10 protein-coding genes are annotated in these 13,181 nt (G+C 41.0%); 3 read left to right on the forward strand and 7 right to left on the reverse strand.

The features are described 5' to 3' along the window. Window positions 1-1,139: transposase (locus MB09_RS15035; RefSeq protein ID WP_045081747.1), on the reverse strand; the 1,139-nt coding region annotated here is incomplete at its 3' end. 220 nt (window positions 1,140-1,359) lie between these two features. On the opposite strand from MB09_RS15035, the gene MB09_RS15040 reads away from it, so the two are divergent. Further along, entirely contained in the window at window positions 1,360-1,866 is a 507-nt protein-coding gene (locus MB09_RS15040) for a hypothetical protein (protein ID WP_045081748.1), read from the forward strand. 290 nt (window positions 1,867-2,156) lie between these two features. Here MB09_RS15040 and MB09_RS15045 read toward each other — a convergent pair whose 3' ends face one another. From MB09_RS15045 to MB09_RS15060, 4 genes are all read right to left on the reverse strand, one after another. Then, entirely contained in the window at window positions 2,157-2,837 is a 681-nt protein-coding gene (locus tag MB09_RS15045; protein ID WP_045081749.1) for a response regulator, read from the reverse strand. 2 nt (window positions 2,838-2,839) lie between these two features. Further along, window positions 2,840-4,849, reverse strand: coding sequence for a tetratricopeptide repeat-containing sensor histidine kinase (locus MB09_RS15050; RefSeq protein WP_045081750.1), 2,010 nt, complete (start codon window positions 4,847-4,849; stop codon window positions 2,840-2,842). 79 nt (window positions 4,850-4,928) lie between these two features. After that, entirely contained in the window at window positions 4,929-5,084 is a 156-nt protein-coding gene (locus MB09_RS16250) for a hypothetical protein (RefSeq protein WP_165586723.1), read from the reverse strand. A gap of 214 nt (window positions 5,085-5,298) precedes the next feature. After that, complete coding sequence (locus MB09_RS15060) at window positions 5,299-5,985, reverse strand: LytR/AlgR family response regulator transcription factor (protein ID WP_165586724.1); 687 nt, start codon at window positions 5,983-5,985, stop codon at window positions 5,299-5,301. Between the two features lie 152 nt (window positions 5,986-6,137). Here MB09_RS15060 and MB09_RS15650 point away from each other — a divergent pair, with 152 nt between their 5' ends. Beyond that, entirely contained in the window at window positions 6,138-6,956 is an 819-nt protein-coding gene (locus tag MB09_RS15650; protein WP_052671422.1) for an RteC domain-containing protein, read from the forward strand. Between the two features lie 74 nt (window positions 6,957-7,030). Here MB09_RS15650 and MB09_RS15070 read toward each other — a convergent pair whose 3' ends face one another. After that, window positions 7,031-8,926: a TonB-dependent receptor plug domain-containing protein gene (locus MB09_RS15070; RefSeq protein WP_045081753.1), complete on the reverse strand. Its 1,896-nt coding sequence runs from the start codon at window positions 8,924-8,926 to the stop codon at window positions 7,031-7,033. 159 nt (window positions 8,927-9,085) lie between these two features. Here MB09_RS15070 and MB09_RS15075 point away from each other — a divergent pair, with 159 nt between their 5' ends. Next, window positions 9,086-10,495: an aminotransferase-like domain-containing protein gene (locus MB09_RS15075; RefSeq protein WP_165586725.1), complete on the forward strand. Its 1,410-nt coding sequence runs from the start codon at window positions 9,086-9,088 to the stop codon at window positions 10,493-10,495. Window positions 10,496-10,806: 311 nt separating this feature from the next. On the opposite strand, the gene MB09_RS15080 is transcribed toward MB09_RS15075, so the two are convergent. Further along, window positions 10,807-13,119: a T9SS type A sorting domain-containing protein gene (locus MB09_RS15080; RefSeq protein WP_045081755.1), complete on the reverse strand. Its 2,313-nt coding sequence runs from the start codon at window positions 13,117-13,119 to the stop codon at window positions 10,807-10,809. Window positions 13,120-13,181 lie beyond the last annotated feature (62 nt).

Consider the following 13,181-nt stretch of genomic DNA (forward strand, 5'->3'; position numbering starts at 1 on the left):
CGTTTTGTAAAATAATTATCCTTTAATGTGCCTTTTTCAAGTTTCTGCTTGCGGAAGGTTACTTTCTTTCCCTGTGGGCACAGCCAGTAGTTACCTTCTTTTATATATTTAAAGTCTTCGGGGCCGCCTTTGTAAGTTCCGTGGGGCGGAATGTAGCTTTTAATGCCCTTGGCTTCCAGATAGGCATAGTTCTCCCCACTGCTGTAGCCGGTGTCTGCCAAGAGGTGCTCCCAAATCATTCCCTCCTTTCTCAATCGCCTGTTAAGTCTTGCCATGGTGTCTTGCAAATACTGGTTGTCTTTCTTATCGGCGTGGTAAGCCTGCACATCGGTAATCACGTGGCCCCCGGTATCTACGCTTATGTTGCACAGGTAGTTGAGCTTTCTTGCCTTCCCGGGCTTGACACTTATCCTGGAATCGGGATCGGTAGGACTGTAATGGGTCTTGTTGCTGGTGTAACGGCTGCCCTTGCTCTTGGCTCCCGGGCGCATATCCTGGTCTTCGCTCCATCTTTTGTTACGGCTCTTGATCTCCTGTAATTCTTTTTTACTGGCCGTTATTTCTTGTTGTTCTCTAGGCGCTTTATTCTCTTTGGCCTTTCTGTCCCTGCTGCTCTGTACGCGCACCTTGGAAAGGTATTCTTCAAGTTCATCTGCCGGCACTTTGATCTCAAGACTGTCCATCGAGGCATTGGCCTTTACAGGAGCTGAATCGATGGCCTGGGTATGGCCGCTTACCAGACCGGCTTCTATGCACAATTTCAGAACACGGGTAAAGACTTCTTCAAAAATATCTTCCGGGAAAAGTTGCCGTGTGCGGCTGATGGTACTGTGCCAAGGTAAAGGCTCGTCAATATCATAGTCCAGAAAATAAAGGATGTCCATGCGCATACTGCAGTGATCCATTAGGCCACGGTCTGTGGTTATGTTTTCCAGATAGCCCACCAGGCATATCTTAAAAAAGACCACGGGGTCTATGCTCTTTTGCCCACTTTGTCCATAGAACTTATTGGTGAGCGGGTAAAGAAAGTCCAGGTCTAGAACTTCTTTTAGCCGTCGGTAAAAATTTTCTTTTGAGACCCTGTCACTTAGCTTAAAGCTTGTGAAGAGTTTTTCCTGATAGTTTTTCTTGCCTTGCATAGGCATGAAATTAATAAACTTCTCAATTTTATACAAGCCTTTTGCTATATTTGAAGAGGTGGTTGTGCAACAGGCACACTGTATATGATTTATTGCTAGTTCTAGCCTACTTACGAAAATCCTCACGGATTTTCAGTTTGGTGTGTATTTACTAAATTAGGTGCCTAAACCACGCAACAAACCATATACAAACCGTTGGCAGTAATTTGAAAAAAACACAATGAATAAAACCAAAAAGTTTTTAATTAAATCTATTTACTTACTTCCTTTAGGGTTTTTCTTATGGATGTTACCCAACGGATTTAATACAAGTGACATTGGAATATCTATTGTAGCTGGATTAATAATCGCTTTGCTAATAGTCTTTTGGAATTTATTTGAATACGAAAAATTTAATGAGATTTTGTATAATGATTTCCTTGAATCTCAACATTCTGTTTCAATTAAAAACACCGAAGAAAATTGGAATGATTTGAAAAACAAACTAAATCTTCAGATTGCAAAAATTAAAAAAATCCGTGAAAGCGAAAATCACATTGAATATCAAATTGACCAAAAAATTACTGACTCGATTCTTAGAATAGAAAAGAAAAATGATAATATTTTAGTGAATATTAAACGAAAGCATTTGAACTTTATTCCTGATATGGCTGAAAATTATGGCATATTAAAAAAGCTAATTAAAGAAAAAACTACTGCCAACAATGTATCCTATGAAAAGCACTAATTTCGTTCTTCAAAAATAATATTTTTATTTTAATTACCTCATAATGATTGTTTTGGAGTGTTTGGCTGTTGGCAATCCTTTCCTATTTGCTGATTGATTGTCAACGTTAAAATACTTATGCCCTGCTCCGCATCCTAAGACGTGATCCATCGTCCTACGCGGCCACCAGTCCCGATAATGGATCAACATTCAAAAAATTCATAAAATGACGGATAAAAAAATTCTTTATCTTCGGCGTTTCAAGCTTATTGCTTATAGCTTAAAGGTGGTAGCCTATAGCAAGAAAAATATCAAATAAACCCATGCTGTCGGGCCTGCTGCAGTAGCTCCCTATCTTCGCCATCTTCCACTCCAAAAACTATTTTTAACTGCCGCTTCCGTTTTTCCAAGGCTCCTAGGGAAAAGGGCATGAGGGTTGGCAAATCCTTCATTTTGGTGCCTTGGGAGAGCTCATAGAGCAAATGCCGGTCCCATTTATCCAACAGATAGTCGTGGCTTATATACTTACGGATGGCCTGCAGTACGGTCTTGCTATAATAGGGTGGGTCCTGAAGCACCTCTATAAGTGCTGGCACCAAAGTTTCGGTGGCGATATCACTCTTTATTACAAACCCCTCGGGATTGATGTTCTTAAAAATATTCTGAATTCTATAATTGTCGTTAAAGGTAGTAGCCACAACAATTTTGGCCTGTGGATGCTTTTCTCGTATTTCCAATCCCAAATCCTCTCCAGACAGCATGCCAAGGGTAGGGGACGGAGGTAATTTTATATCCAAAAAAACCAAATCCAAGGTTTTATGTGGATTGTACCTTTCCATTAAGTTTTGGGCCGCATCACAGGTGGTAGCCTCCGTGATAGAAAATTCCAATTCCTCTATGGCATTTGCAAGATGCAAGAGAGCATTGCGAAATGCTTCTATTATTAGCGGATGATCATCTATTATTAGCGTATTGTATGCTTTTGCTTCCATAATCAATATTTTAGTGGTATCTGTATACAGATTTTCGTTCCTTGGCCGGGTATTCCCTCAATAACACATGTGCCCCCCATTTTTTTGGTACGCGATTTAATGTTTTTTATTCCAATGCCGGTTTCCGCAAAACGTTTGGTATATCCAATACCATCATCTTCTATATACAGACTTAAAACCTGCTTGTTGGCCTTTAGTACCAATTTTACTTTATTGGCTCTTGCATGCTGTACTATATTGTGCAGCGCCTCTTCCATTATTTTGTAAATATTGGTTTTTAAATAACTGTTGGTTCGTTGCCAGGTAGCTTCTTCCACAATTTTCAGCTCGGCTGAAAACTTACCTTGTTTTTCCCATTTTTTTACCAAGGCCCTTAAATTTTGGATATATTGGTTTTCGCTTATATAGAGTTCATTGCGCAAGTCGTGCGATATATCGCGTATTTCCTTTTCAATCTTTTGGAGTTCCCCTAAATATTCACGGTGTTTAATAATGGCACCTGACTCGCCATCTATATTTAAAAATGCCCAGTTGATCCGTATTCCGAACAGCCGCGCCAAAATGCTGTCATGAAGGTCTTCCGAAATCCTTCGACGTTCCTCGAGCCTTCCTCTCACCAGATTTTCTTGCTGCTTTAAGGTGAGAAGATAGATTTTTTCATTTGCCTTTTGTTGCTCGCTTTCAAAAGCAAGGGCTTTGTTTTTAGCGCGTGCCCTGAAATTTGTAAAGAGCAACAATAAAATTATCACCACGGCTCCTGCACCGGCGGCAATAACTGCCTTATCCCGTGCCAAGCGTTTATTCTCCTCTATATAACTGGCTGTTTCGTATTCTATACGGGTAAATTTATCGCGTACGACCCGTTCGGCACGGGTAAGGATTTTATTTAAGGCAATATGTTGGCTTAAATAGTCCTCCCTTTTTTTGCTATCGGCTTTGGCCAAAAGTTGTAGGGCGGTTAGGGCGTCCCGGTTCAGCTCCAATTCCTGTCCCAATTGGAGGGCCCAGCTAGCGTGGTGTACCGCTTGCGCACTGTCACCCTCTTGCAGATAGTATTCTGCCAAATGAATATGGCTCATAACAATACCCGCCCTGTTTTTAATGCTGTCGCGTAAATTAAGGGCGCGGCAGTAATCTGTAACCACATCATAATTTGCTTCTTTTAAAAAATAACTATACGCTCTGTTGTCTATAATGCGGGCATGTAAGGCAGGATCTTCCCTTAAGTATTCGTCTGCTTTTAAGGCAGTGTTGAATAAGGCTATGGCCGGTTCCTGATTTCCCATTTTTTGGAATAATACTCCCAAGTTGTTCTGGAGATCCAAAAGGTAAATACCGCCATCTCCGTGGCGCTCCAAATAGACCATAGCCTGCTTATAGTGGTCAAGCGCCATATTATATTCTTCCAAGTTTTCGTGGATTGCCCCAAGTAGGTTATGGCATAAATAGAGCTGCTTATATTTATTTAGGGGAAGGAGCTGTGAAATGGCCTTATAAACCAAAACCTCACTTCCGGTATAATCCTTAATATGGGTCTTTACCAAAGCCATATTATAAAGCATTTTCGCCGCATAATACGGTTTGCTGTGCCGAAAATGCTGTAGCGCCTTTTCATAATGTAGATAGCTCTGTCCATAATCCTGCCATTGCATATAATGAATTCCATAATGCCAATAGCCCTCTCCCATATGGAGGGTGTCGCCCAGTTTCCTCGCAAGCAATAGGGCTTCTTCATTTACTTGCTTAAAAAAGGTGCTGTCCGTTGAATTTGCGAGCAAATATGCTATGTGTGTGTAGTAGTTCATTTTAACGCTATCGTTCTGTAAGGTTTTTACTTCTTCATAGGCCTGGTGCATTGCTGCAGGGACGTTTGATTCTCTCGCTTTCTGAAGGAGCGAATCTATGGTTGTAATATTTGAAGCGGAGGAGTCCAAATTCCCGTTGCAGCTACTAAAAGCGATACAAAACAAACTTCCGGAAAGCAGTAGGTTTTTTAAAACGAAAGATTTCATTGCAGTGTAGATTGGAGCTATTCAAATGTAAGAAAAGCCTTTCCTTTTAGGAAAGACTTTTCGTTTAACTGCAACCTAATCAATCTTTATCGTTGTCTGGTCTTAGGCTTAAATCATCGCCCGTAGCCATAGGGGTATGGTTGCTGTTTTGAACCTGATCGACAAGATCGGTGGGGGTACAGGCATTCAAGCCTACCCCTAAAAGTAGGGTGAGTACTAAAATCTTGAATTTCATGATAAGAAAATTTAAGGGTATTGAATAAATGTTCTGCCCATCGCCCTGATGGGGTATATTCAATGGTGCACCTTGAAAAACCTGATATTCAGGCAGGAGAGCCACTTCCTTATCATAAAAATAAAGGGAGCTATTAGAACTACTTTTATTGGAGCTGGCTTACTTTGTGAAATGTATAATTTCAAGGGTGAAAAGCGACTTTATTAGGGTATGATTACATTATGTTACTGCCCTTTAGGGTATGGATAACTTCCAATTGGTGTGCATACGAAGTAGTGTAAGGAATAAATTGCTCGCATCCCTTCAACTTAAGAAATTTCTTGGTGTAGTGAATTCGGTAGATGTGGATGGCATTGACAATATAACTTTTATGGATACGCACAAATGGAAACCTCAATATCTCCTCAAAATACGAAAGGGAATTGAAAACGGTAAATTGCTCCCCGTCATTTAAATGTACGATTACATAATTATTGTCGGCCTTAATATACCAAATGGAGCCAGAACGTAAATATCGAATTTCCTTGGGGCAACTTATAGTTATTGGTTTGTCCTGCGCCAGCAACTTCTGCCTAATTTCGCCCAATACTGTTGTAATGGCTGCTATGGGCAGTGGTTTTATAAGTACATCAAAGAATCCGTCTTTTAAGGCCCTATATGCTTTTCGATAACTGTTGGTAATCCCAACCCACATAACATTGTTGTTAATAGTCTCGGCTACAGGAATTAAGTCCAACTCCAAATCTACAAGAAAAACTTGTGGGTTGTAATGGTGTAGATAATGTGCTAGCTCAATAGGTTGGTCTGGAGGTTTTACTTCCACCACTTCCCATAGCGGAACAGTATCTTCACCTAATTGGTTTTTGATAGGATAGGCAGTTATGGATAATAGACGAAACAACCAGAAATATTTTTGATTGCATACTACTATCATTCCTACAAACTCGAGTTGGGTTTCTCCTTACTTATGGTAAGGCAAGCCCCTAATATTGTCACGAAATAATAAGTAGTTTTATTTTCCAAATCTTGCCATTCAGGTTTATGAAATCTAAAATGAAGTATTACCTGCATATTGTCGAAATTATGGAGAAAGAATTGACCGTAAGGGGAAATGCGCCCCTCTATTCATTTTTGGACATACAGGATTGCCTTCAAATTTGCTATAGGAGGCTCCAAGAATTACGGGTTTTAGTAGTAAAACACGGTTTTGAAAACACCGCTGAGGAATGTCGTTTTTTTAAGGAAATAAAACCCAAGGTTTTCGGGAAACTTATTTTTTTTAGCAAACTCCTTGAATTTGAAATGCAAAAACCGGAACATTCCCAAAAAGCACTACATAAATATGTGTTTAAAAACATAGGATCCCTACGGCATATATTTATAGAGTATAAAGAGTTCCATCAATACCTTCTATGCCGCCGGAAGGATCGGGATAGGGAGTATTTTTGCCGTCCCGGTCGTCCCTACGTAACCGGAAGCCTCAGCTTGCCTTATTGTTCCGACCCCGTATTTTCTACCCCTCAGGACTATCTCTTGGCCAAATTTACAGCACATACTTCTCTAATTGAATACTTATCGCAACAGTATATACAATCGAGTTGCGCAGCCGTCCAAAAAAGTCTTTTAAAATGGACGGGCCAAAAGGTAGATCTGGTGGAGCTGGTCTATGCCCTGCAGGCCTCGGGCCTAATCAATAACGGCAATGTGGGGATCAAGGACCTTGCCACCGCCCTGGAACAATTGTTTAATGTGGAGATGGGCGATTACTATAGAATTTTTCTAGAAATACGAATGCGGAAATCCAATCAGTCCAAACTTCTCGACTTTCTAAAAACCAGCCTCCACAACCGAATAATCGAGGTGGATGGATAGCCAATGCAACCCGAACGGGTTTTGAAAAACTAAGGCAACACTTCCTTCCGCTCTCTCGAAGGAACTGTAATATATCAAATCCTTATATTCGTCCACTCATATTTTAGTCCCAGTGCAAACCACCTGGCAGGCATAGGTACGGCTCCCGCTTCATTGTAGGAAGTGTTGAGTAGATTGGTTATCTCTGAGTATAACAGAAAATCCTGCCATTGGTAATTTACACGAATATCCAAAACGTTATAGGCATTGGCAAGTTCACGCTTAAGCAGCCTATTTAAAACGTTTAATGACAAATCGTGCTTCCGGTAATACAGGCCTGCAACAAACTGATGCTTTAAGGATTCTAAGGTGTATTTGGATTGGGTTTGCGCTGAGGTCTCCAGACTGGGGTGCAAATAATTATAGCTAGCCGTATAACCGAAAGATTGCGTGCCGTCCAGCTGAAACTCCTGTTGCACTCTTACATATAGGCCGTGCACTTTGTTTTTTCCGAAATTGGTTGGGGAATAAGGGTCGGAGGGATTGTCCCTTACCCAATCAATAAAATCGGAAATGCTGCGATAAAAATAACCTGCTTTAATACTGCTGCTTCCCTTTCGGTACTGGATATTGCCTTCATAGCTCCAGGCGTTTTCTGGCTGGAGAAACTCATTGCCCACATTCCCGGGGCGTTGCTCTAAATATAGATCGGTAAAGGAGGGAATCCGCTGTCCCGAGCCAATACTTGTAGAAAAGCTCCAATGGGCATTGATAAGATATGCCAAATCCATTCCTGGGTACACCTGCACCCCGTAATCTGTATTGTAATTGGCATAAAGGCCAATTGTGCCCCTAATTTTCTCTCCCAGCCGGCTGCTCAATTCCCCATAGGCGCCGTGATTGTTGCGATTGTGTTTTCCAATATTTGAACTATTGATGGTTTCCAATCTGGACTCCACACCCAAACCGATGGTTCCGATTTTTGTAACAAGCCTACTATTTAATTCCAGCATCAGCGCGTTGGTGTAATGTAGGGATCGGCCTTTGCTCAGATCGTCTTTATAAAAACGGTAATCGTCTTCGCCATACCGGTTACTTATTCTTGGAGAAATGGTAAGCTTGCCAAAGCTGTGTTTTGAGGAAAGAGAGAATACTGAGGATTCAACCAATTCTTCCGAATTCAAATCGTGGGGTGCAGCGTAGAAGCCGTTAGCACCAAATAGGCTACGCGCGTAACCCGCCATAGCCCGTAGGCTGTTGTTATGGTTGAAGGCATAATTTCCATTATAAAAAAGCTTGGTAATCTGGGCAGCCGAATTGTAACGCCGGCCATTATAATTGCTTTGACCAAGTGCCAGAAGCTGGCTTTGTTTTTCCGATCCAAGGATTGCTGTAGCTTCAACCGTTCCTCCCGCGTAAATCCCCGACCCGTCGCCCTCTTCCTTACTCTTAAAGGAACTGCCTGTTTTAACATCTGCAATTAGGGTGGAATGGCTTTCTTTTTTGGTAACTATATTTATGGCCCCAGTAAGTGCATTGATTCCATACACCCGGGCTGCGGCACCTCGTAGCACTTCAATATGGTCTATGGCGCTTAAGGGCAAGGGGATGTTCATCATATTATGTGCAGACTGGGCGTCAAGCATCTTTACCCCGTTAATAAGCACTAAGGTTTGCTCGGAAGTTCCCCCGTCGATAGAAATGTCTGCCTGCGCTCCAAATGGTCCCCGCTGTCGGATATCCACCCCGCTTATATAGGACAAAACCCCGTTGAGCGATTTGGCGGGAAGGGCCTCAAGCTGCTTTTGGGTGATAAGCTGAATGTCCCGGGTAACTTTATTGAATGGGGTCTCCAGCCGGTTGCCCTGAATAACGATTTCCTCCAACTCGCTGCGCGGTACACTTGGGTCCGTAAGGGTGTCCTGCTGTTGTGCCCATGCGGTTATAGACACTGTAGTGAGGAGAGCGAAGAGGGTTGTTCTTTTTTTCATAAACAAATTTTTAAAACGTTGCCAAACTAAATTTGGGCGCAAAGGTTTGGATTAAAGTATTAATTTTGATAGTCCGCAATTGAAATAATGGGTAGTCCGGTTAAAGTACATTTTGAATCCTTAATTAAAATAGATCGCCTAAAAAGGGAACCGGTCTATATGCAGTTTGTTTATCAGTTTATCCATGCCGTAAAAAGCAATATTCTTGAAAACAACGACCGGCTTCCGGGCAGTAGAAAAATAGCGGAAGAACTACAGGTGCACCGAAAAACCATTGTAGCGGCCTTATGGGAACTGCAGGAGCAAGGGTGGATAAAGACGATTCCCGGCATTGGTACCTTTGTAACTAATCCTGAGGCGCTGGCCGCCACCCAAAACGTGAGGGCAGCTAAGCATCCTCCGCTGCAAGCTATATATGATTTCCGGAAGGATTTTATTTTGGATACTCCTTTGGAGAACAATCTGGAAGCCTATTCTTTTACGGCCGGAACTCCGGATTATCGCGTGATTAAGGCTGAGGAATTGGTTCGTTTTTACGCCTCGGTATTAAAGCGGAAAAATGGAGGGGGCCTAGCGTCGAGTACACATGGCGACACTTCCTATTTTAGGGATCAATTGAGCAATTATCTAAACCTGACCAGAAAATTTCACCTTTCCAGAAATTTTTTATTGCCCATAGCGGGTATAGAGCGGGCACTGTCCATTTTATCACGGTTACTGATAAATCCTGGCGACATCGTCTTGGTAGAAGAACTTAGTTATTTCCTGCCGAATATGATCTTTAACCAGGCCGGTGCCAAGATGAAGACCATCCCCGTGGACGCAGAGGGAATGGACATAGATTATATTCAAAATAATTACAAGCCCGGGGAGATACGGTTGGTTTATATAAATTCAAGATGCCAATATCCCACGACCGTCAGTTTATCTGAAGCTCGTAAAAAGAAGTTGGTGGCTTTGGCAGAACGATATAACTTTATTGTGATTGAAGATGATACTGATTTTGAGTTTTCCCTGGATAAGCATAAAAAGGAATCCTTATTCAGTTTAAATGCGGGCCATCGTGTGATTTATCTGGGTGGTTTCGGGAGTTTTCTACACCCCGGTTTTCAAATGAATTTTATAATTGCGCCGCCGGATTTGTTGCGGGAGGGAGCCAAATATTTGAATGTCTTCGGAAAACCGGATCTGATAATGGAAAAGGCCTTGGGAGATATTATTCATCAAGGCGACATCCATCGATATCAAAGAAAGTCCAAAAAAATAATTGCGGAAAGAAAGGAACTGTTTGCACAATTGCTGAACAGGTATTTTAAACACCGGATTGCTTTTACAATTGCCCCCACCGGGTTGGCATTTTGGGTTCAGTTCCCCGACTTCTTCCCACTGAAGGATTTACAAAGGGAAGCAAGGAAAAAGGGATTGGTGCTGCCAAGCGTTTGTCTTTATCAAAAGCGCAATTTAACTGCATTGCGATTGGGATTTGCCCATTTAAACCCCCAGGAAATGGATACTGCCGTCAGATTGCTTAGTGAGGCTTATTATGAAGTGGTAGCGAATATGGCTTAGGTTGCTGATAATATTTGGCAATTTGAATATCTGCTGGGTTTTGTCCTATAAGATTTTCAATCGAAACGTATAGGGCAGAATGAGTAAGAATATTAGAAAACCAGGTAAGGTTAATAAATGAAAAACTTAAACATTTTGTATAGAGATTGGGCTTGGTGAGGGTTTAAATTCATCGACCTAGAGCCAATCTTTTTAAACCTTCCAAGCCCAAAATCCTGCTAGCTATTTCATCCTCATTTCTTAAGATATAAAAGAATTCTAAAAAATCCTAGACTTTGTAGCTGTTACGCAACTATCTAAAACCGATAAAACTACTCTTTTATAATTTTAATTGTGTGGGTTTCCATATTGTCTTCCACTTGAAGTATGTATATCCCATTGTTTAGGAAGGAAAGGTCTAGCTGTGTTTGTAAAGCATTGATATTTTTACTCAAGAGTTGTTGCCCACCCGTACTGTATATTCTTACGTCTTTTATAGTCTTTTTATTTCTTAAATTAAGCGTATGGGTTACAGGGTTTGGATAAACTTGCACGGTAGTTTTCTCAGCGGGATTATTGCCCATACCCAAAGCATGCAAGTCGATGTTATATTTTATTAATCCCAGATCTATGCTCCCTATATAAACCTCGGCACTTTCTTCCTCGAATTTTACGGTGGCGTCAACAGCGGTAATCTGTAAGAGTTCTTCATTTGCAATAGCCTCCCATGTTTGTCCCCCATCCAGAGAATAAACAATCGTAAATTGTGAAACGTCAGAATCAAATACAATTCCCACTAGATGCGCATCTACAAACTCTGAATGGAATGTTCTATGGACCAGGCCATCATAAATTTTAGACCAGGTTGCTCCCCCATTTAAGGATGTGAAGATGCCTCGATTGGTAGAAAGTGTTACTTGGTCTTCGTTTAAAGGATTTGAAGCCAGATGGATAATTAAATCAGTTCCGGGGAGCAGTTCTTCCAAGCCCGTGCTGGAATTTGCCCAACTTAGCCCTCCGTCTTCAGTTTTATAAATATTTGTTCCTATAGAGATTAGTGCCTTATCCACATCATTTTCATAAAAATATATACCTTTTATCAAACCCGTTTCTGGAACTGTGATGGCAGTATTGGTAATATTGTTTGGATCGCTTATATCAGCTTTCCAAAATTCAATTTCTCCCATATTATTGGATAGGGAATACCAAACTTCATTTGGGGTATGTGGATCCACTTTTAAGGCATCCACATAGTTCATATAAGTATTGTAAATTTGAAATTTATTTTGTCCATGGTCATTACTAACTTCTAGGTTTGCTCCAAACCAACCGCTACTAAAGGTAAAGACTCGCCCCTCAGTGGTCGTATCTACAAACAAAGTAGGGGCATCGCCTTGGGTATAGGCATCCAAGGGAACAAGATCAAATGCTTCTTCGGTCTGGGTGGCGAGATTCCGATGTACAAAGCCATATTGCACTCCGTAATATAAGTGCATATCGCTCTGCGCAAATAGACCTATTGAGCCGGTTGACCTAAAATACTTATTTTTTTTCCACGTTATAGTAGCACCACCATCTTCAGAAAACATTGGAAAGTAATCACTATTGATAAAAACTTCCTCCTCATTAAATGGATTAAAGGAAAGATTCCATCCTGAATAGTAAGTATGGACATCGATGGGCTCATAAACATAATGTTCCCAACTTGTTCCGTTATCATTCGAAACAACTATTTCATTCTCTTCCAGTACAATGATATGACCTTCTGTAATAGGATTAAACGCTATTACATTGATATTGTTTAAGCTTCCTTCCGTCCAGGTTAAAGGAATCGCATTCCAGGTTTCTCCCCCGTCGTATGAACGATAAAGGTTTTCTGGGCTGTTGCCGAAGCTTATTCCTGTGGCTACATATATTTCGTCAATATTGAAGGGGTTGAAAGCTATGGGGTGTAAAATAATATTTTCCAACTTCAGGTTCCAAGTTTGACCGGCATCTGTGGAAGTCAATAAACCCCCTTCTACCCCGTTGGGCCCAAACCCTCTGGTTAATATAAGATGTTGGGGATTCTGTGGATTAATTGCAATATTATTTAGAGAGACCCCATCATAGTCACTTTTAGAATAAACTTGATCCCAGGTTTGGCCACCATCCGTGGTATAATAGGTTATTTCATCGGTGCCAAATTCAAGAACGGCATTCATTAATATAATGTCGGAATTTTGGGGATAGATAGCGTATGACTGGATATATTTTACATTGGCACTATTGGGAATTTCTATTTCTTTGATTATAGCATTTGTGCTCAGATCTAAAATGAGGATACTGTTGTCAGCCGAGTCGCGATTGTATTTTACGAAACTCAATGCCATATTATTATTTGTCATTCTCAGGTTTTGAAATTCATTGGCGTCCTGATATCGCATCGAGAATAATACATGCCAAGTCTCTCCGTTATCTTCCGACCGTAAAATGTGGTTATTCATAGAAGTGGCAAATAGTCTATTTTCCACAGTAGGATGGTATGTAATATTAAATATCCTACCATAATCTTCAGACCCCACAAAAGCCAATTGGGCATATAAGGGGATAGTGGCATTAAAAAACAGCGGTAAAACTAAAAAGAGAGTAAAAAGATTTTTCATGGTTTACTGGTTATAAAATTAATTGCAGCGCTAAAGTGTAAAATCAAATTGAATTTCACATA

This window comes from Aequorivita vladivostokensis (assembly GCF_000952855.1).
GTDB classification, from domain to species: Bacteria; Bacteroidota; Bacteroidia; order Flavobacteriales; family Flavobacteriaceae; genus Aequorivita; species Aequorivita vladivostokensis.